The organism is Salipaludibacillus aurantiacus (assembly GCF_900111295.1).
Classification (GTDB): domain Bacteria; phylum Bacillota; class Bacilli; order Bacillales; family Salisediminibacteriaceae; genus Salipaludibacillus; species Salipaludibacillus aurantiacus.
In genome coordinates this window covers 193,687-214,991 of sequence record NZ_FOGT01000004.1, presented here as the reverse complement: position 1 = coordinate 214,991, position 21,305 = coordinate 193,687, and the positions used below count along the sequence as shown (strand labels likewise).

The following is a 21,305-nucleotide window of genomic DNA, read 5'->3' as shown; positions in this document are numbered from 1 at the left end:
TTTCCGCACAAGAAGCTGCCCTTTTAGACAGCTTTCCGTTTACTTCCTATATACTTTTACACAGCTGCGTCCTTCTTCTTTTGCTGAGTAGAGTGCCCGGTCCGCTTCCCGTACAAGTTCTTCCGGGTTGCCGGCTGGATCAGGAAAGACCGCGGAAACACCGAGACTCACCGTAATAAAACTGGATACAGTCGATTGGGCATGAGGCAGTTTTAAATCTAATACTGTTTTGTGGACGATATCTGCCACTCTCAAAGCCTCTTTTTCAGAGTATCCTGGAAGAATAATAGAAAATTCTTCACCGCCGTATCGTGCCAGAGTCAGAGTTTCATGCTCCAGCCTTTTATTAATTGCTGCTGTTATAACTTTCAGGCAGTCATCGCCTTCCTGGTGCCCGTAGTAATCGTTATATTTCTTAAAGTTGTCCAAATCAAACATAACGAGAGACAGCGGCAGGCCGGCTTCTTCACACTCTGTCCAGGCCGTTTGAAGCTGTTCATCGAAATAACGGCGGTTAGGAAGCCCTGTCAGCCCATCAGATTCCGACAGTTTTTTGAGAAGTTGATTGGCCTTGGTCAACTTACACTCCGTATTTTTTTTATGAGTAATATCTATGATAGAAAAAACCACTTGTTCCGGTTCGCCTTTATGATCGAACAGCGGAGCAGCATTTACAGAAAGAATTTTCCTCTGATTATTATTTGTCTGGATAGTGAGAATATAATCGCGCACCCGTTTTTTCGATGCCATGACTAAAGAAAAGGGCAGATCTTCACTCTTAATCGCATGTCCGTCTATCGTTTTAATTTTCCAAAGCGCACTGTCAAATTGACGCTTAGTAACCTCACTTTCATTGAGAGTTAATATCTCTTCCGCCATTTCATTCGCAAAAATAATTCTGCCCTGAACATCAGCAATCGTGACACCTGAAGGAACGGTCTGAAGAATCTGGGTCAGCCTTTCTTCGCTTTCCATCAGGCGTTTCTCGTAAAACTTCTGTTCTGAAATATTTTGGAACTGGGAAATAAAATAGTACGTTTCCCCTTTATCGTTGTGGACGGCCGAGACGTTCAACAGTACCCAGATTACTGCCCCGTTTTTACAAATATATTTTTTCTCCAGACGTGCCGAATTTTTCTTTCCTGATATAAGCTGTTGAAGCGTCCTCACACTCTCCCTAAGGTCGTCAGGATGTGTCAGCTCCTGAAACGTTTTATGTGTCATTTCATCTTCTGAGTAGCCGAACATGTTACAAAGCTCAGAATTAGCTTCCATAAACTGCCCTTCTGTTGAAACGAGCGCCATCCCAATGGATGAAAAATGGAAAGCTTTTTCAAATAACCGGCAGCTGTCTAAATCTGATCTCATAAAAAACCATTCCCCCTGCTCCCGACGTAGGTATTTATCATTAATTATATATACCTATTCCCTATTTTCAATTTTTAAAGAGTCATTAAATGATAATTTTTATTCTCTAACAAAATGAAAAAGATAGCAGAAACCCGCCAGATTTATCGTCTGACGGGTTTTATGACGGATGTAAGCTTGTTACTCCGGACGGTCCAGTTCAAAAATTTTACCCAGCGGCGCATATTGTTTGCCGCCTAACCTGGCAATTGGTTTAAGTTTTTTCGTATTAACGGTTCCGTCTTCGTAAAGCTGATCATCCACATAGTAACTGACAATCCGGCCGATAATAAAGTCTGTTGCAGAATCCCCTTCTTCGAATACAAGATGCTTTTCCAACGTGCATTCTAAGCGTATCCTGCTTTCCTTAATTGACGGAACTCCCACTTTGCTGCTGACGATCGGTTCAAGCCCCACCTTCTCAACTTCACTCTGGTCAGAAGGCAGGTTCATTGACGTGTCATTCACTTGTTTAACGTTCTCTTCATCTGTAATGTGAACGACAAACTCACCCACTTGCAAAATGTTTCTGGAAGTATCCTTCTGCTGGCCGTTCTTTCTTCCGATTGAAACGGACAAAAGGGGCGGCTGCGCTGAAATAACGTTAAAATAACTGAATGGCGCGGCGTTTAACACTCCTTTTTCAGACATGGAAGAGATAAAGGCGACCGGTCTGGGGGTAACAGAAGACGTCAGAAACCGGTAATTTTCTTTTTTTGATAAGTCTTTAGGATCGATAATTGCCATGTTAATGATCACTCTCCTCTTATGTGTTTACGATACCACTCTTTCGCATTGTCAATTTCCGTTCTCGTCAGCTGATGTCCTTGATTCTCCCAGAATAACTCCACTCTTGCGCCCGCTTCTTCTAAATGTTTCTTTAATTCTTCTGTTTCTTCAGGCGGACAGATCGGGTCGTTCGAACCTGCACCGATATACACCGGAAAACCATCCATTGGCGGAAGGTCTATTCCCCTTCTCGGAACCATCGGATGCAGAAGAACAGCCCCCTTTAATGGCTCATTATAATGGTACAGCAGGCTGGCTGCAATGTTGGCTCCATTGGAATAACCTACAGCAGTGAGCTGGTTACGGTCGAACCCGTGCTCCATGGCTGCCTCGTTTATAAAGTTATAAAGTTCTTTAGTTCTGTAAACTAAATCTTCTTCATCAAATACCCCTTCACGGATACGCCGGAAGAACCGGTTCATACCGTTTTCATCCACATTCCCGCGCACACTTAACACAGAAGCGCCGGGGTCGATCATCTCTGCAACAGGCAGGAGATCATTCTCATCTCCTCCGGTCCCGTGAAGCAATAACAATGTCTGATTATTTCCTTCTTTTCCTTTATGAAAAATATGTTTCACCGTTCCACACTCCTTCATGATTAAGTTAATTTTAGCAGTTTAAGTGATTCTTTAAGTTTGTTCTTGTTCTTTCAAAAAGTAAGTGACTATATTATAGGTGATTTAAAGCTGAGTTTCAAAATATGTGATTTATGACTTGCGGGCAAATAGTATTTTTCCCCCTGGAGTACTCCCCCGGAAGGATTTATTATATTATCTGTTCAATACTCCAGCCTTTTCCTGTACACTAAATAAAGGCTGGATTTATAGTACGTTTTTGGAGGAAAAATTATGCTGCAAGAGGCTAAACAACGACTGAAAGAACATTACGGATATGATGAATTCCGTGACGGTCAGAAAGAAATACTTGAAAAGGTGTTTCATAATAAAAATACGATGGGAGTCATGCCTACCGGAGGAGGAAAGTCGATCTGCTATCAGATCCCTTCTCTTCTTTTTCCGGGAGTCACGCTGGTCATCTCCCCTTTGATCTCTTTGATGAAAGACCAGGTAGATGAACTGCAGGAAGCAGGCATTGAAGCCACATTTATAAACAGTTCCCTTAGTTACGAAGAAGTACGTGAACGGATACAGGGAATCAGGCAGGGTGTTTACCGTCTTGTCTATGTTGCCCCGGAAAGGCTGGAATCTGCAGTTTTTTTAAATATGCTTCAGTCTCTCCCTGTGTCTTTGCTTGCAGTGGATGAAGCTCACTGTTTATCCCAGTGGGGCCATGATTTCAGACCCAGTTACATGAGAATACCCGATCTTGTCTCCCAACTGAACGGAAATCCTGTCGTCCTTGCCCTGACAGCAACCGCCACTCCTGAAGTCAGCAGGGATATCAGCAGTGCCTTGGCCATTAATTCAGAGAATGTGGTACAGACAGGATTTGCAAGAGAAAACTTGTCTTTTCACGTCATAAAAGGAATGGACCGCGACATTTATATAAAAGATTATATAAAGCAAAACGGCACTCATTCAGGAATTATATACGCTGCGACCAGAAAAGAGGTTGAAAGGCTCCATGACCAGCTTAGCAGGCTTGGCGTCTCGGTTGGCAAATACCACGGAGGGCTGACAGCAGATCAGCGCAGAGACATGCAGGAATCATTTGTTTACGATGACACTCAGGTGATGGTCGCAACGAACGCATTCGGTATGGGGATTAACAAATCCAATGTACGGTTCGTTATTCACGCCCAGATGCCCCGCAATATTGAAAGCTACTATCAGGAAGCCGGTCGTGCCGGGCGGGACGGGGAGCCGAGTGAGTGTATTCTTCTCTTTACTCCGCAGGATATCCGTATTCAACAATTCCTTATCGAACAGTCCAATATGGATGAGGAACGAAAAGAACAGGAGCACGCCAAGCTCCAGGCAATGGTAAATTATTGTCATACGGAAAAATGCCTGCAAGCCTATATTCTGCACTATTTCGGGGATGAAGACACTACGGCTTGCGGCCGCTGCTCAGAGTGTGCTGATGACAGAGAGTCTGTCGACGTGACAAGGGAAGCTCAAATGGTTTTTTCATGTATAAAAAGAATGAACGAACGGTTCGGAAAAACGATGGTCACGCAGGTATTAGTCGGCTCAACTAACAAAAAAGTAAAAGATTTCTCCTTTCATAAACTGTCAACCTACGGACTTATGAAAGACCGGACACAAAAAGAAGTCAGCCAGTTTATTGATTACCTTGCTGCCGCCCAGTATTTAAAAATGAGCGGTGGCACCTATCCTGTTCTGCAGCTGACTGAAAATGTGCTGCCGGTCCTGAAAGGAGAAACAAAAGTTAAGAAAAAGCAAGCACGCAAACCACGTGTTATTTCAAAACAGCACCCGCTCTTTGAAACACTTCGCGAGCTCAGATTATATTTGGCAAAACAGCATGAAGTCGCCCCATATATGGTTTTTTCAGACCAGACTTTAAATGATATCTGCGCAAAACTCCCTGAGTCTGAAGACGAACTGCTTGAAGTAAAAGGAGTAGGCCAGGCAAAAGTTGAAACTTACGGAGAGCCTTTCCTGAGAGCCGTCTTTGAATATCTGGATGAGCACCCTGAAGAAAAAAAGAGATTTAAAAGAGCAGCTGCTTCGGTTTCGGAAACGCCTGCCGACGGCATCGGTGTACCAAAAGATAAAACACCCAGCTACTTAAAAACACTGGAACTTTTCGAATCAGGACGCACAGTGGAAGAGATTGCAGAGCTGCGTGGCATAGGCGAACCCACTGTCAAAAACCATCTGCTGCAAGCTGCCGACGAAGGCAAAGATGTTAATTTTAACAGCCTGGTAGACCGCGAACATTTATCCATGGTAGAAGAGGCCGTCGACCGGGTCGGCTTAGAAGACGGATTAAAACCAATCAAAGAAGCACTTCCCGAAGAAGTAGACTACTTTACAATTAAAGTATTTGTGCAGGATTATTTATTAAGGAAGTAATAAGGTTCGGGATGGGTAGGGAGTGTCGGGCAGGTCCGTTACACCTACCTCATTCCCTACACTTTTTTCTTCTTTTTACTCTCTTATACTCCTGTTTTCTTCCTGATCCATCTGTTGGTGCTACACTGGTTGCACCTACCTCACTTCCTGCGTTTTTTTCTTCTTTTTACTCCTCTATCCTCCTGTTTTCTTCCTGATACATGTGTTGGTGCTACACCCGTTGCACCAACCTCACTCCCTATACTTTTTTCTTCTTCTTACTCCCTCATCCTCCTGTTTTCTTCCTGATCCATCTGTTGGTGCTACACTGGTTGCACCTACCTCACTTCCTGCGTTTTTTTCTTCTTTTTACTCCCTCATCCTCTTTTTTTCTTCCTGATACATGTGTTGGTGCTACTCTGGTAGCACCAACCTCACTTCCTGCGTTTTTTTCTTCTTTATACTCCCTCATCCTCCTGTTTTCTTCCTGATACATGTGTTGGTGCTACACTGGTACCACCTACCTCACTCCCTATACTTTTTTCTTCTTCTTACTCCCTCATCCTCTTTTTTTCTTCCTGATACATGTGTTGGTGCTACACTGGTACCACCTACCTCACTCCCTATACTTTTTTCTTCTTCTTACTCCCTCATCCTCCTGTTTTCTTCCTGATACATGTGTTGGTGCTACACTCGTAGCACCTACCTCACTCCCAACACTTTTTTCTTCATTTTACTCCTCTATCCTCCTGTTTTCTTCCTGATACCTGTGTTGGTGCTACACTAGTAGCACCAACCTCAATTCCAACACTTTTTTCTTCTTTTTACTCCTCTATCCTCCTGTTTTCTTCCTGATACATCTGTAGGTGCTACACTGGTAGCACCAACCCTCACTTCCTGCACTTCTTTCTTCTTTTTCCCCCTGCTTTTTCCACAAAAAGCCCCTCATGCTTTTGCATGAGGGGGCAATAAAGTCTATTTTTATAAGAACATGACGAACAGGAAGCCTAACGCTACGGCGACTACACTGGTGACAAGTCCCGGGAGCATAAAGCTGTGATTAAGGACGTATTTTCCTATTTTTGTAGTGCCTGTCCGGTCGAAACTGATTGCTGCGATGATTGGCCCGTAGTTAGGGATAAAGAAGTACCCGTTGACTGCAGGGAACATGGCAATCAGGAAAAGCGGGTTGATGCCAAGACTCAATCCAAGTGGCATAAGGGCTCTGACTGTTGCAGCCTGGCTGTTTAATAAGATTGACATAATAAACAGGGCTAAGGCAAAGATCCACGGGGCTGCGGACACCATGCCCTGGACTGCCGGCTCAATCGTATCCATGTTGGCTTGGAAGAAGGTATCCCCCATCCATGCGATCCCGAAAATGGCGACAACAGCGACAATACCTGCACGGAAAACTGTTCCGCCGGCTACATTTTGCACGTCTGCTTTACAGATGAGAATAATAAGTGCTGCGACTGTAAGCATGATAATCTGAATAGCGAAAGGCATTGACAGCTGTTCGATTTCGCCTTCAACGTTCCATGCTGGACGCATTTCTGGAAAACTTCCTAAGAGAACGATTAATACTGCCCCGAACATAAACAGGGCAACGGACAGTTTTGAAAGACCGGTGATCACCATTTTTTCACGCTCATTTTTAATCGGTGCCAGTCCTTCTTCTAAGCGGCGATTGTATTCAGGGTCTTCATCGAGCTCCGCACCGCGTTTTCTAATGGTAAAAGCCGCTACCATGATACCAATAAATGTAGCCGGGATTGTTACTCCAAGAATCTGAAGGAGGGTAATATCGTAGGGTGACAGTAAAGCGAGCAATGCGACGGTAGCTGCTGATATCGGGCTCGCTGTGATCGCCTGCTGGGAGGCAATAACGGCAATGGACATCGGCCGTTCAGGCCGGACTTTTGACTCCTGGGCCACCTCAGATATAACCGGCAATAACGTATACGCGACATGGCCTGTACCTGCGAAGAAAGTGAAGAAATACGTCACTACAGGGGCCATAAAGGTGATCCTGCCTGGATTTCGCCGTAAAGCTTTTTCTGCAAGAGTGACTAAAAAATTCATCCCTCCTGCCGCCTGCAGGGCTCCCGCTGCCGTAATAACGGCTACGATCATTAGCATGACATCAATTGGCGGAGCCGTGGGCTGCAACCCAAAACCGAATGTCAGTATGGCGAGACCTACGCCCCCCATAACCCCGAGGCCGATCCCCCCGATTCTTGCACCTATAAAAATAGCAATAATAACAACTAAAAACTGTAACCAGAACAACTGACTCACCTTTTCTCTTTAAGTTTGATTTCTAAGATGTTTCGATCATACAACTGTCAGCGATAAAAATGTTGCAAATGCTCATATCTTCACAAAGTTTTCAGAGATTTTGCAATATATCCCTGACGTTCAGATCAGCTTTCCTTCACTGTCATAGATTTTTTTCTGATAGTGAAAATTAGGTGATACAAATTCATCATTATATTCATTATGAAAAATATGTGTTGTCGCGGGGGATACAGGCGGGATCAGCCAGCTCCATTTTCCTGTAAGCGGCCTTCCGGCTTCGGCTTCACGTCTTTCAAAGGTTTTAAACTGGTCAGCAGCTGTGTGATGATCCACAATACTGACCCCATTTTTTTGGAAAGAGTAAAGCACAGCGCGGTTTAACTCAACGAGGGCCCGATCCTTCCATAAAGAAGAAGCTTTAGACAAATCCAGGCCAATTTTTTTGGCGACTTCCGGAAGCTTATGATAGCGGCTTTCATCTGCAAAATTTCTCGCACCGATTTCCGTGCCCATATACCAGCCGTTAAAAGGCACAGCAGGATACTCCAGACCGCCGATTTCAACGAGCATATCGGAAATGGCAGGGACTGCATACCATTCCAATTCTAATTCGTTTATTTCCGCGATGTCAGGGTGGGTGATCGGTACTCGGAGAATGTCTTTTTCCTTCAGTTCACGCCATGAGATTGTACCGTCTTCCAGTTTTATGACGAGTGGAAGGACATCGAAAGGCGTCCCCTCTCCCTGCCAGCCCAGTGACTGGCACAGCTTTGTAAAAGGCACAGAAGCTGGATCTCCTGTCACTGTTTCTCCCTTTTCATACCCAGCATATCTGATGAGCTGATGATTTAACAGTGTAACAGGGGCGGCCCCATTTTTTCTAGGAGCAAAGAAGGTCATAGCAGGTCTTATTTTCCCATTATTGGTTGCAAAGCGGAGATGACTCTCTAATGCTTCAAATACATCTTCTTCATGGCGTAAATCTCGTGCATCCATGACTGTGAGCGTATCCCAGAATAAACGGCCGATACATTTATTCGCATTTCGCCATGCCATTTTTGCCCCGTGTTCCAGCTCAGTAAATGTATGTGTGTAATGGTTTGTCTCCCATATTTCTGTTTTAATTTCTTTCAGCCTGCCCTCTATGTCTTCTTCTTTGTTTAATTCTTTATAACAGAGCGAAATAAAAGCTTTTGCCTTCTCATATAACTGATTCACGCGGCTCCCACCTTCATGATTAATTGGAATCTTTTGTCCATCCATTCTTCATATGATAGTATATAACTAACATAAAATAAAATGTTTTAACCACTGGGGGTGCCGTCTGGCTGAGACAGGCTATGTCCTGATCCCTTTGAACCTGATCTGGGTGATACCAGCGTAGGAAAGTGGAACAAAGCTGGCAACGGAAATATTCTGGCGCTGTTCCATTTTGGACAGCGTCTTTTTGTTTTTTTAAAAAAGAAGAAAGGTGGATGATTATGTTACCAGTACAGCATTTACGGGAGAAAATCCGGGAGACTTCCCCGCTTATTCATAACATCACCAATATGGTAGTGACAAACTTTACAGCAAACGGCCTTTACGCACTCGGGGCAAGCCCTGTCATGGCATATGCGGAAGAAGAAGTTGAAGATATGGCACGGGCGGCCCAGGCGCTAGTATTGAATATCGGGACACTGACTCAGACGGAAGTCGATGCCATGCTTCTCGCCGGTAAGGCTGCTAATAAAGCCGGAACCCCGGTCATTCTTGATCCGGTCGGCGTCGGAGCCACCCCTTTCCGGACGAGAACAGCAAAGCAGCTGCTGAGTGAACTGGATATTTCAATTGTCCGGGGAAATGCGGGTGAAATAGCTAATCTTTCTGAGAACGAGGTAGAAATGAGAGGGGTCGATTCCACTGCGAACCTGGAGAATAAAGCTGAGACAGCGAAACATACAGCTGAAACGTGGAATTGCGTAGTGGCATTAACTGGGGAAACAGACATCGTTACTGACGGAACACAAACGTACACTTTGACTAACGGCCATCCCCTCCAGTCAAAAGTGACTGGTGCAGGATGCCTGCTGAGTGCAGTAACAGGGGCTTTTGCTGCTGTTCATGACTCTCCTCTGGAAGCTGCTGCAGCGGCCGTAAGCTTTTACGGGATCGCAGCCGAAGTGGCTGCTTCAAAAGAGGAAAATATGGGACCGGGCCACTTCCAGATTCACTTCCTTGATGCACTTCACCAGGTAACATCTGAACAAATTGAGAGACTTTCAAACAATTAGAGGAGGAACTGCTATGCTGCCAAAAGCTCTTACAATCGCTGGATCTGATAGTGGCGGAGGCGCCGGTATTCAGGCTGACCTTAAAACATTTCAGGAATTGGATACTTTCGGCATGAGTGTTATCACGGCGGTAACCGCCCAGAATACAGAAGGCGTCCAGGGAGTTTATCCAGTAGAAAGTGAAGGAATCGACCAGCAGATTACTTCTGTGATGGACGATATCGGCGCAGACGCTGTAAAGACAGGTATGCTGTTTGATAAAGAAATCATCGGGATCGTTGCTGAAAAATCCCGTTATTATAAGTGGCCGAATCTGGTTGTTGACCCGGTGATGGTATCCACTTCAGGGTCTAAACTATTAAAAAATGAAGCTATTGATGCGTTAATTAATGAGCTGATACCGCAGGCGGCGATTATTACCCCTAACATTCCTGAAGCAAAGGAATTAACAGGGCTGACAATCCAAACAGTTGACGACAGAAAAAATACGGTTAAAGAAATGTATAAAATGGGCGCTTCAGCCGTCCTTCTTAAAGGCGGACATGAAAAAAATAAAGGTAAAGTGGTTGATCTATTTTATGACGGCCGCACCTTCCATTATCTCTCTGTGCCTGAAATTAACACCCCTCATACTCATGGAACAGGCTGTACTTATGCAGCAGCGATTACTGCCAACTTAGCTAAAGGGCTCCCTCTTCCTGAGGCAGTCAGGAAAGCTAAAATGTTTATTCACGCTGCCATTATGCACGGCTTCTCAATCGGTAAAGGTTCCGGCCCAACGAATCATGCCGCCCTGCGGCTTTACCCGGATACGAGAGTTGAAATGGAGGTCGAAACGGAATGATCAGAAGAGATCCTGTCACCCTGAAAAAAGTATTAAAAGTCTATTTTATATGCGGAACGCCAAACGTCAGCAGACCACTGACAGAAATTTTAGAAGAAGCCGTCCAGGGCGGAGCAACGATTTTTCAATTTCGCGAAAAAGGGGAAAAGGCTTTAACAGGAGAAAAGAAAAAAGAGCAGGCTGCCAAGCTGCAGGCCATCTGCCATGAAAAAGGCATTCCTTTTATTATTAATGATGATGTCGAACTGGCCGTCGAACTAAATGCTGACGGCGTTCACGTCGGTCAGGATGACACAAGTGCACGGGAAGTAAGAGCTAAGATTGGTCCCGATAAAATTTTGGGAGTATCTGCCCATTCACTTACTGAAGCTGTTCAAGCAGAAAAAGACGGTGCTGATTATATAGGCGTCGGTCCAGTTTTTGCCACCTCCTCAAAGGATGACGCTGAAGAGGTCTGCGGCCCCGAAAGAATTTCTGAATTTCGGGAAGAGGGCCTGACTCTTCCCATAGTGGCTATTGGCGGCATTACATTTGAAAACACGCCAGCTGTCATTCGTGCAGGGGCAGATGGCATTTCTGTTATATCTGCGATCGCCTCCTCCGCTTCACCTGCTGATGCGGCAAATAAACTTTACCGCAAAGCGTCCAGCTGAGAGAAGGCTTGTTTTCATTTCCGGAGGTGGGCTAAAATAAGAATACTGGAATACGTTTATAATCAAACTATTCTAGTATTCTTGGAAATTTAAAAATGGAGGGAAAAACTTTGCACATCGGCAAAAGAATTAAATTTCTCCGCAATCAGAAGGGACTTTCCCAAACCAGTATATTTAAAAATATTATTTCAGCTTCCCATTACAGTAATATTGAAAGCGCCCGTTATGAAGCGTCCAGTGATATCCTTTGCCAGATCGCCAGCCGGCTTGAAGTCCCTGACGATTATTTAACTCTTTACAGCCGCCCTTCTCCGTCTTTAGCAAAAAAAATCCAGGAATACGAAAAAGCTGTAAAACAGTCTTTAACCGACGGTGACATGGTATTGGAAAAATATAGAGAAGACTTATTATATATTCCTTCCCTGACACAGGAATTTGACTTTCTTTTAACCCACTCCGGCCATCTGCTTCGCAAAGGCGACCTTTCTGCCGCTGAAGAGAAGTATAAACAAATTTCTTATTACCTGGAAGCTTCCTCAATTGAAAGCCATCCGAAACCAATCCGGTTCAAATTCTATTATGTTTCAGGAATGCTGCATTTTTTAAAGAGAAACTATCCTGAATGCTATGAAAACTACTCGCTAGCCTTAAACGATGCGACAGAAGAAGACGATGAAGCGCGCGTCAGGCAGAATACAGCTCTGCTTCTTTTCCACACCCATAATTATCATCGATCGTTAATCCACGTCAAACAGGCAAGAAACCTGTTTATGAACTTGCATAAATGGCTGGATACCGTTAAAGCAGATACACTTATGGGAATTCTGTATACGGAAAATAAAGAATATGACTCGGCAAAAAAAGTATTATCGAAAGGGCTTGAGTTAGCCAGAGACCGGAATTATACAGAAGAGCAGGCTAATATCCTTCATAACCTGGGCATGTTAAAACAAGAGCAGGGAAAATATGAGGAAAGCATTGCTTGTTTCAAGGAAAGCCTGGAGATAAAAGAGCGCCATTTCTCCAGTAATGATTCTTACCACGTAAACAGTCTTTTTAAATCTTACTACTGCATCTTAGCTGGTTATTTCTCCTCTAAAAGATTAGATGAACTGGACAAGCTGTTAAAAAAAGCAGACAGCTATTGCCATACCGAGCTGCACAGTTACAGAATACAGGTAATGGAAGCAAAGCTGGCTTTCGAACTAAAAGATTTCGAGACTTATGAAAACAAAATGAAACAATCGATAGATTATTTTTTTAAAAACAAGCTATGGGAATATATAGAGGAAATAGCTGAACAATTCAGCAGCTATCTTTCAGATAAAAGGCAGTACAAGAAAGCCGGCGAGTATTTGAAAATTGAATTAGAAGCCGTGAAAAAACTGTATAAGGAGCGGGCTCTGTGATAAAAAAATCACGTAAAACGGTTGTCACAGTCCTTATACTCATGCTTTTATTCACTTTTTCACCAATGGAGGACTCAGCAACACAAGATTATGATGATCCCCGTCCTTCATCATTAAGTATTGGCGAGTAGCTGTATTCATGGCAAGAAAGACCGGCCTTGAGGTTAAACTCAAGGCCGGTCTTTTCGGTTGAGAGCGTAAGGTTGGGGTATTTCGCAGAGGGGATTTTTTGTCGAAATTTGTTATACGGTAGAGTTGCCCGTTTATACGGTAGAGTTCCACTTTTATAAGGTAGAGTTAAACATTTATACGGTAGCGTTCGCCATTAATAACGTAGACTTTCACCTTTATACGGTAAAGCTTCACCTTCACCTCAAAGCAGCCGCCTGCCTAACACCTTTTCAGTCCGCTTCAAGCGGGATATGCTTGCCAGCCACTCCGTCAAAGTAACCGAGATCAGTAAGTTTCAGTTCAGGAATAACAGGGAGGCACATAAAGGAAAGTGCTGAAAAAGGGTTAAACCGGCCGGTAAATCCAAGAGTTTCGAGGCCTTTATCCAGCTCTTTCAAATTGGTGTATGTCTCTTCCACACCGCCCGAGGACATCAGCCCGCCGATGTTTAACGGCAGACGGGCAATGACATGGCCTTCATCAACAAGGACCATTCCTCCATCCATTTTCTCAACTTCCCTGGCAGCTTGCAGCATATCTTTATCATTAGCCCCTGCAACAACCAGATTGTGGGAATCATGCGCGACCGTCAAAGCAACCGCTCCCCTGGACAGACCCAATCCGTTAATAAATCCTAAACCGATATTTCCTGTCATGTGGTGGCGTTCAATTACAGCCATTTTTAAAAGATCCTTTGCTGGCGCCGCCTCAAATAACCCGTTTCTCTGGTCTGGATTAACAATTATTTTTTCAGTCACCAGGCTGTTTGGCCGGAGCTTGATTGCATGGGCTTTTCCTGTTTCTGATACTGGAACAGCCAGACTTTTTTCCGTAATCTCAGGTAAGTTAACGGTTTTCAGAAGATCGTTACCTGGTCTTTTTACAAGCTTTTCATCTGTGAGCATTTTCCCGTCACGTGCAGCGAGCTTCCCGTTTTTATAAACGTCTGAGACGGTAAAAGCCTTCAGGTCATCGACCAGAAGCAGATCAGCGTCAAAACCTGGCGCCACTGCTCCTTTCGTCTTAAGCCCGTAACATTCCGCAGCATTTAAAGTTGCCAGCTGAATGGCGAGAAGGGGATCGAGTCCGTTTTTAACAGCTAATCGGACATTATCGTCTATACTGCCTCTTTCAAGCAGTTCATCAAGATGCTTATCGTCTGTACAGAAAAGAAACCTTCGTGAGTTCCTTTCATTCACCACAGGAATAAGGGCTTCTAAATCCTTTGCCCCCGAGCCTTCACGTATAATGACATACAAGCCTTTGCGAAGCCTGTCACGGGCTTCTTCGGCTGTAGTGCACTCGTGGTCAGTTGAAATTCCTGCTGTGCCGTAAACATTCATCGCGTGAGAGCCCAGGCCTGCCCCATGCCCGTCAATCACCCGGTCACGAACACGGGCGTCGTGGATTTTGGCCGCCATGTCTTCTTCTGCTTCAGCTGTTGACGGATAATCCATCACTTCTGCCAGGCCGAGGACACGGCTGTGGCTGTAAAATCCTTCCAGGTTTGCCGCAGACAGAACGGCACCCGAATTTTCAAACGGTGTGGCCGGGACGCAGGATGGCAAATTAACAAATACATCTAACGGGATACCTTCAGAATCGTCCAGCATAAACTGGATTCCTTTTTCGCCTGTCACATTGGCAATCTCGTGGGGATCCGTTACAACCGAGGTCACTCCGTGCGGCACGACAATATGAGAGAAATGGCTTGGCGGAACCATTGATGATTCAATATGAACGTGCCCGTCAATCAGCCCTGGGACAATGTATTTCCCTCCGGCATCCACTTCTTCCTTTCCTTCGTATTCTCCAATTCCAATGATTTTCCCATCGGTAACTGCCACGTCTGCCGTTTCCACCTCTAATGTGAAGACGTTTACTATTTTGCCGTTTTTAAAAACGAGATCAGCAACCTGTGCTTTATTGGCAGATCTTATTTGATTGATTAACTCTTCTTTATTATTCATCGCCATGACTCCCTTTTTATAAAAAAGCTTCAGGTATTTTCATAACCTGAAGCTTTATAAAAGTAATTGTCTTTATTATACATAATAAGAGGTCAGACATCTATCCTGTTTCACTAAATTGTCAGATCATCTCACACTATTTAACCTGTTTCTTTTTTTAATTGGCTGTTATACAGATCAGCGTAAAACCCGCCTTCTTTCAGCAGTTCTTCATGTGAACCTTTTTCAATCATCCGGCCTTGATGGAGCACGATAATCTGATCCGCCTGCTGGATTGTATTCAGCCTATGGGCAATCACAAAACTCGTTCGTCCTTTCATCAGACGCTCGAGCGCCTCCTGGATTTTAAGCTCGGTAACCGTATCAATACTGCTTGTTGCTTCATCAAGGACTAAAATGGACGGGTCAGAAAGGAGAGCTCGTGCAATTGACAGAAGCTGTTTCTGTCCCTGGCTGATCCCGCCTCCTTCTGCATCAATTTCTGTATCATATCCATCCGGCAGCCTGCTGATAAAAGAATGGGCATTGGCAAGTTTTGCTGCTTCAACGATTTCTTCATCTGATGCATTCAGTCTGCCATAACGGATATTTTCCCGGATGGTTCCTTGAAACAGGAAAGAATCCTGCAGAACAAAAGCCATGTGTTTTCTTAAGGATTCCCGTTTAACTGTTGAAGTATCCGTACCATCTACCAATAATGCCCCTTTATCAGGGTCATAAAACCGTGATAACAGGCTGATCATCGTTGTTTTTCCGGCGCCTGTTGGACCAACGAAGGCAACCGATTCACCTGCCTGCACGCGGAAAGAAATATTTGTAACCGTGTTCTCCTCTTTCTCATATGAGAAAGACACGTCGTCAAACGTGACTTCCCCAGTTACCTCTTCTAATTCCCCGTGCGTCTCTTCATCACTTATTTCATCAGGTTCGTCCATAATTGAGAAGACCCGTTCTGCACCTGCAATGGCCGAAAGAAGGGTGTTAAACTGGTTGGCCAGATCGTTCAGCGGACGTGTAAACTGACGGGCGTACTCTGCAAAGATAACAATCACACCGATTGTAATCATGTCGTAGAGGACAAAGATCCCGCCTACGCCGGCAATAATGGCAAAGCTCAAGTTATTCAGCATGTTCATGAGCTTAGGGATAAACCCGGAAATTGTCTGGGCCCAGAAACCGGCTTTTCTTAATTCGGTATTCCGCTCTTCAAACCCCTCAATTACTTTCTCTTCCTGTGAGAACGTCTTAATAATCCGCTGGCCGGACATCGTTTCCTGAATATACCCATTCAATTCTCCCAAATTCGACTGCTGGGCTTTGAATAGCTTACCCGTCCGCTTTGTAATCCACTTCATGCCGAGCACCATCGCCGGGACAATCGTCAAAGTGATCAGCGTCAGCAGAGGGCTCAGATAAAGCATGACAGAAATAGTTCCAATGAGAGTCAGTATACTGGCGAAAATCTGGATAACGGAACTGTTCAATGTGTTGCTTATATTTTCTATATCGTTAGTCAGCCGGCTCATTAACTCCCCGTGCTTTCGTTTATCAAAAAACGGGACAGGCAGTTTATGAAGATGGTTAAACAGCTGTGTTCGTATAGTAAAAACCGTTTTTTGCGCAATCCGGACCATCCAGAAATGCTGGAGGAACACGGACAAAGAATGGAAAATGTAAATCAGGGCCAGTCCTCCGAGTACCCATAGAAGTGCTGTCGTATCCTGGTTGACAATGAATTCATCGATTGACACACCGACAATAAACGGCCCGAGTAAAGCAAAGAAAGAACTAAAAAAGATCATCAGGAGAACGAGGAACAGTTTTCCCCTGCTCTCAGAAAGGTACTTCCAAATCCGTTTTAACGTCCCCTTCCAATCCTCAGCGCGTTTCTTTGAAGAAGGGGCTCCGTCCGTCTCCTGTTCCGTTAATTTGATTTTTTCATGGCGGAAAGGCTCAGTCAGCTTATCTAACATCTGCTATCCCCTCCTTTCCAAACTGGGATTCATAGATTTTCCGGTAAAGAGGAGAAGTGCTGAGCAATTCGTCATGCGTGCCTTTAGCTGTAATGGTCCCGTCCTCCATAAGAAGGATCTGGTCAGCATTCATGGTCGTGCTCATTTTCTGGGTAATCATCAACGTAGTGCATGAATACTCTTTTAAGGCTTCCAGAAGCTTCTTCTCCGTTTTGACATCCAGGGCACTCGTGCTGTCATCCAGAAGAAGAATTTTCGGCTGGCGAATGAGCGCTCTGGCAATGGATATCCGCTGCTTCTGCCCTCCGGACAAATTGACGCCCCTCTGGCCGATAACTGTTTTTGATCCGTTAGGAAGTTCTGTCACCGCATCATGTATTTGAGCATCTTTTAATGCTTTTGTTATTTCGTCTATGCCGGCATCTTCTTTACCCCAGAGAAGGTTTTCTTCAATCGTTCCTGTAAAAAGCATCACTTCCTGAGGCACATAGCCGATTTCACGACGTAAATGGTTAAGCTTCATTTTACGTATATCATGTCCGTCTATCCGCACCGCTCCGCCGTCAAGATCGTAAAGTCTCGGTATCAGCTGGAACATCGAGGTTTTTCCCGACCCTGTTGCACCTAGTACTGCAATTCTTTCACCAGGTTCCGCCCTGAATGAGAGATTATTCAGCACCTGCTGGCTGGATCCTGGATAACGGAACGAAACATTATCAAACTCAATAGCCCCCTTCTCCACTTTTGCAGCCGGCTCATTTGAGTCAGTATCTTTAAGGTCAGCCTCCGTCTCAAGCACGTCTGCAATCCTTTCAGAGGATGCCCGGGCCCGGGAAAAAATAATAATAATCATTGAAAAGATCGACAGCGCCCCTGTCATACGGGTCACGTAGTTAACGATCGCAACTACTTCACCGACAGAAGCTCCTCCTGTGTTAACCCCAATGCTTCCAAACCAGAGAACTGCCATAATACTTCCGTTCATCACAAGCAAAATGACCGGCATCGTCGTTTCTATCAGCCTGAGCGCTTTAACGGTTTTCTTCCTCAACTCGTCTGAAGCTCCGGTAAACCGCTTTGATTCATGATGGCGGCGGATAAATGACTTAATCAGACGAATCGCTGTTAAATTTTCCTGGACCACATTATTGACTCTGTCTACTCTCGCCTGCACGGCTTTAAACAGGCTGCCCGCTTTTCTGACAAGCCACAGTAAAAACACAACAAGCACAGGGATCGTCAGGACAAGTATCAGAGCCAGCTGAGCATTGACCAGCAGTGCCATAATGACCGATCCCACTACAAGAAGAGGGGCGCGCAGCATAATCCTCAGGCTCATGAATATCGTATTCTGAATCTGGTTCACGTCATTTGTCATCCGTGTCATCAGTGATGAAGTAGGAAACTGGCTGAAGTTTGAAAAAGCAAACGACTGTACTTTATCAAATAGTCTGCTTCTTATATCGAAGCCCGTATTCTGGCTCACATGAGCGGCATAAAACGAATTCGTAATTCCCGCTGCAAAAGCCAGAAGCGACAATCCAACCATCACTCCTCCCCACGTCATCACCACTGAAAGGTCTTCCTGCATAATCCCGTCATCTATAATCCGTGACATAAGGAACGGCTGTACCAGCTCCACAGCCAGCTCAATTAAAGTTAAACTGAGTGCTATAAATACAGCAAACCGGTACGGCCCTAAAAAAGACAATACTCTTTTCATTCCTACCGCTTCCTTCAAAATCTATTGTTCATTTATAAGTTGACTGAGGGCCGGGAGATCTTCCATTGAATGAAGGCTCCTCCGGCGGCCTCAATTTATTCGTCAGTTGGTAATTACTTTATCATACTTTAAGCCAGGCGGCGGGAAATTTGCTTCGGTTTTCGAAAGGGATTATTAACTGAAAGTCTCGGGGGCGGATGCAGGTGAAGGGGGGCGTTCGGGAATTGCGGCGGGAGGGGTAGGATGTGGTATTAATGGAGGCGACACAAAAATATTTTGAATGCGGGGCGGATAAGAGTCACTTAGCTTGTATGTAAGAGGTGAGCGGATTATTTAATGCGGATATGGACCACTCAGACTCGGCTGATCCTTTCGAGTAGACCTTATATTGAATATATCACCCGCTCACGTCCCTGGGCGACAAGTGAGTGGATCATAAAATGCAGATATGGACCACTCAGACTCAGCTGAGGCTCTCCAGTGGACCTTATATTGATTATATCACCCGCTCACGTCCCTGGGCGCCAAGTGAGCGGATCATATAAGGCGGATATGGACCGCTCAGCCTCAGCTGAAACTCTCCAGTAGACCTTATATTGATTATATCACCCGCTCACGACCCTGGGCGACAAGTGAGTGGATCATAAAACGCAGATATCACCCGCTCAGACTCAGCTGATGCTCTCCAGTAGACCTTATATTGATTATATCATCCGCTCACGACCCTGTGCGACAAGTGAGTGGATCATAAAACGCAGATATGGCCCGCTCAGCCTCAGCTGAGGCTTTCGAGTAGACCTTTACGGAATATATCACCCGCTCACGTCCCTGCTCTCCAAGTGAGCGGACCATTAAATGTACTCACCAGACCCACGCAAAAAGAAAAGCACCTCCCGCTTAAAATCTAGTGGGGAGGTGCAGCAAGACACTGCCATATATTACAACATTTTAAGTGACAACCTTATTAGAAGAGGACTATTTCACTTTTATCCTTTAACAGCCCCTTCCATTATTCCTTTAATAAACTGCCGCTGAAGCACTAAGAACAGCACAATGACTGGTACAACCGTCAGGAGGTTAGCTGCCAGAATCTGAGACCATGGGATGGCAACACTTTCTGACGCAATAATCCCCAGCTGCAACGGTAAGGTGTAGTTGGATTCAGACTGCAGTAGAACAAGAGGCATTGTAAAGGAGTTCCAGTTATTAACGAACTCAATTATCACAAGAGTCGTGACGGCCGGCTTCACTAAAGGCACTATGACCTGGAGAAAAATCCTGAATTCTCCGCACCCGTCAATCCTGGCTGCTTCTATTAGTTCATCAGGAATATCATCCATATACTGTTTCATAAAAAATACGCCAAAAACAGTCACACCGAACGGAATTATTAACGACGTTAACGTATCGTACATTCCAAGTGTTGTGATAATAAAATACAGAGGAAGTAATAAAGCTGTTGGCGGTACCGTCATCGTAGCCACAAGCACGACAAGAATCATATTTTTTCCGATAATTTTCTTTTTGGACAAGGCATAGCCTGCCATTGTTGAAAAAATAACAATAAGAACGGTCGTTGATAAACTGACAAAGATTGAATTTGAAAAAGTCTGCCCGAAATTCAAGCGGCTCCATATATCGGCAAAATTACTCCACACAAATTCTTCAGGCCAGAAAGTCGGCGGAAACCTTGTGATCTCTGAATCGCTTTTAACGCTGGAGACGAACAGCCAGTATAAAGGCAGAAGAAAGATCACGCACATGGTCCACAATAGCACTTGCAATCCTGTATTTTTTCTCTTATCCACTGTGATCTCCTCCTATCCTAATTTTTTATCAACTGAACGTTTTTGAAGAAGCGTAATGACGATTACAACCACAAACAAAATATACGACATAGCTGAAGCCGAACCTATCCGGAAATATTGGAACCCTTCATTATAAATCAGGAAAGGCACAGTCGTTGTGGAATCTGCGGGTCCCCCGCCGGTCATGACAAAGACTTCCTGAAAGACATTAAGGGTATCAATCATTAATAACACACTGACAACAAGCGTGATCCTTCCAAGCATTGGCCAAGTTACAAACCAGAACCGCTGAAAGGCGTTGGCACCGTCAATTTTTGCTGCTTCATAGAGTGAATTAGGGATATTTTGTAAACCCGCCAAATAAATCAGCATAAAGTAACCGATCTTTTTCCAAGCGCTCATGATTGCAATAACAGGCATCGCCAAGAGAGAATCTGCAAGCCAGTTTGGACCGGATATATTAAACTGCATAAGCACTGCATTGATCATCCCGCGGTCCCCATTGAATAAAAACATGAATATTAAACTGGCACTAACAACTGAAATGATATAAGGGATAAACAAAACAGTTCTGAAAAAGTTAACACCATTCATTTTCTGATTCAGCAGTACGGCAAGCAATGCTGCAGAAATTAACGTAATGGGGATATATATTATTCCGAAATAAGCTGTGTTAAATAAAGATTTGATAAATAATGAATTATTAAAAACGTCAATGTATTGCTGCAGCCAGACGAACTCCCCCGGCATAGTGAAAAGCCCAATTCCTCTCATCTCCATTGGCCGGATATCCCTGAAGCTCACTAGAAATGCCCAAATGATCGGATATACGACAAATAAAGATAAAATAATAGCTGCAGGCAGTAAAAAGGCTGTCCCTGTCCAATCATTGTTCTTGAGCTTTTGGATTAGCTGATTCACGGTAAGACCTCCTTCTTATGAAGCGCGGACACCTTCTTAGATAAATCGCCTATCCCCTTAAGGACAGGCGATCCATAAC

At 44.6% G+C, this 21,305-nt stretch carries 17 protein-coding genes and 1 riboswitch; of the genes, 6 read left to right on the top strand and 11 right to left on the bottom strand.

Annotated features, from left to right (window positions below):
• Positions 1–39: 39 nt before the first annotated feature.
• The 3 genes from BMW59_RS06480 to BMW59_RS06470 all read right to left on the bottom strand — a co-directional run bounded on the left by BMW59_RS06480 (position 40) and on the right by BMW59_RS06470 (position 2,777).
• Positions 40–1,368, bottom strand: coding sequence for a GGDEF domain-containing protein (locus BMW59_RS06480; protein WP_093049047.1), 1,329 nt, complete (start codon positions 1,366–1,368; stop codon positions 40–42).
• 180 nt (positions 1,369–1,548) lie between these two features.
• Positions 1,549–2,166, bottom strand: coding sequence for a flavin reductase family protein (locus BMW59_RS06475; RefSeq protein ID WP_342739752.1), 618 nt, complete (start codon positions 2,164–2,166; stop codon positions 1,549–1,551).
• Positions 2,163–2,777, bottom strand: a complete 615-nt coding sequence (locus BMW59_RS06470; protein ID WP_093049041.1) for an alpha/beta hydrolase — start codon at positions 2,775–2,777, stop codon at positions 2,163–2,165. Before BMW59_RS06470 ends, BMW59_RS06475 begins: the two co-directional genes overlap by 4 nt.
• A gap of 270 nt (positions 2,778–3,047) precedes the next feature.
• Here BMW59_RS06470 and recQ point away from each other — a divergent pair, with 270 nt between their 5' ends.
• Positions 3,048–5,201 (top strand): DNA helicase RecQ, encoded by a 2,154-nt coding sequence (gene recQ / locus BMW59_RS06465; RefSeq protein WP_177174218.1) that lies wholly within the window; start codon positions 3,048–3,050, stop codon positions 5,199–5,201.
• A gap of 322 nt (positions 5,202–5,523) precedes the next feature.
• Here recQ and BMW59_RS21580 read toward each other — a convergent pair whose 3' ends face one another.
• From BMW59_RS21580 to BMW59_RS06455, 3 genes are all read right to left on the bottom strand, one after another.
• Positions 5,524–5,676 (bottom strand): hypothetical protein, encoded by a 153-nt coding sequence (locus BMW59_RS21580; protein ID WP_177174217.1) that lies wholly within the window; start codon positions 5,674–5,676, stop codon positions 5,524–5,526.
• Between the two features lie 485 nt (positions 5,677–6,161).
• A complete protein-coding gene (locus BMW59_RS06460; RefSeq protein WP_093049035.1) occupies positions 6,162–7,472 on the bottom strand; it encodes an anaerobic C4-dicarboxylate transporter family protein in 1,311 nt (436 codons plus the stop codon).
• 129 nt (positions 7,473–7,601) lie between these two features.
• Positions 7,602–8,699, bottom strand: a complete 1,098-nt coding sequence (locus BMW59_RS06455; RefSeq protein ID WP_281244225.1) for a nitric oxide synthase oxygenase — start codon at positions 8,697–8,699, stop codon at positions 7,602–7,604.
• 85 nt (positions 8,700–8,784) lie between these two features.
• A riboswitch (TPP riboswitch) is annotated at positions 8,785–8,885 on the top strand.
• A gap of 71 nt (positions 8,886–8,956) precedes the next feature.
• Between BMW59_RS06455 and thiM the strand changes: the two genes are divergently transcribed.
• From thiM to BMW59_RS22210, 5 genes are all read left to right on the top strand, one after another.
• Positions 8,957–9,754, top strand: a complete 798-nt coding sequence (gene thiM / locus BMW59_RS06450) for a hydroxyethylthiazole kinase (RefSeq protein WP_093049433.1) — start codon at positions 8,957–8,959, stop codon at positions 9,752–9,754.
• A gap of 13 nt (positions 9,755–9,767) precedes the next feature.
• Positions 9,768–10,598, top strand: a complete 831-nt coding sequence (gene thiD, locus BMW59_RS06445) for a bifunctional hydroxymethylpyrimidine kinase/phosphomethylpyrimidine kinase (protein WP_093049029.1) — start codon at positions 9,768–9,770, stop codon at positions 10,596–10,598.
• Complete coding sequence (gene thiE, locus BMW59_RS06440; RefSeq protein ID WP_093049026.1) at positions 10,595–11,251, top strand: thiamine phosphate synthase; 657 nt, start codon at positions 10,595–10,597, stop codon at positions 11,249–11,251. The genes thiD and thiE overlap by 4 nt, the downstream gene beginning before the upstream one ends.
• A 110-nt stretch (positions 11,252–11,361) precedes the next feature.
• Positions 11,362–12,660, top strand: coding sequence for a helix-turn-helix transcriptional regulator (locus BMW59_RS06435; RefSeq protein WP_177174216.1), 1,299 nt, complete (start codon positions 11,362–11,364; stop codon positions 12,658–12,660).
• The gene (locus BMW59_RS22210; protein ID WP_281244224.1) at positions 12,657–12,791 is read left to right on the top strand and encodes a hypothetical protein; all 135 of its coding nucleotides are present in this window, start codon (positions 12,657–12,659) and stop codon (positions 12,789–12,791) included. Before BMW59_RS06435 ends, BMW59_RS22210 begins: the two co-directional genes overlap by 4 nt.
• Before the next feature lie 270 nt (positions 12,792–13,061).
• Here BMW59_RS22210 and ade read toward each other — a convergent pair whose 3' ends face one another.
• The 5 genes from ade to BMW59_RS06410 all read right to left on the bottom strand — a co-directional run bounded on the left by ade (position 13,062) and on the right by BMW59_RS06410 (position 21,226).
• Positions 13,062–14,801, bottom strand: a complete 1,740-nt coding sequence (ade, locus tag BMW59_RS06430; protein ID WP_093049020.1) for an adenine deaminase — start codon at positions 14,799–14,801, stop codon at positions 13,062–13,064.
• Positions 14,802–14,941: 140 nt separating this feature from the next.
• Positions 14,942–16,774, bottom strand: coding sequence for an ABC transporter ATP-binding protein (locus tag BMW59_RS06425; protein WP_093049017.1), 1,833 nt, complete (start codon positions 16,772–16,774; stop codon positions 14,942–14,944).
• Positions 16,764–18,497 carry an ABC transporter ATP-binding protein gene (locus tag BMW59_RS06420; RefSeq protein ID WP_093049014.1) on the bottom strand — a complete coding sequence of 578 codons (1,734 nt, stop codon included), beginning with the start codon at positions 18,495–18,497 and terminating at the stop codon, positions 16,764–16,766. Before BMW59_RS06420 ends, BMW59_RS06425 begins: the two co-directional genes overlap by 11 nt.
• A gap of 986 nt (positions 18,498–19,483) precedes the next feature.
• Complete coding sequence (locus tag BMW59_RS06415) at positions 19,484–20,305, bottom strand: carbohydrate ABC transporter permease (RefSeq protein WP_093049011.1); 822 nt, start codon at positions 20,303–20,305, stop codon at positions 19,484–19,486.
• 12 nt (positions 20,306–20,317) lie between these two features.
• Positions 20,318–21,226 carry a carbohydrate ABC transporter permease gene (locus BMW59_RS06410; RefSeq protein ID WP_093049008.1) on the bottom strand — a complete coding sequence of 303 codons (909 nt, stop codon included), beginning with the start codon at positions 21,224–21,226 and terminating at the stop codon, positions 20,318–20,320.
• Positions 21,227–21,305 lie beyond the last annotated feature (79 nt).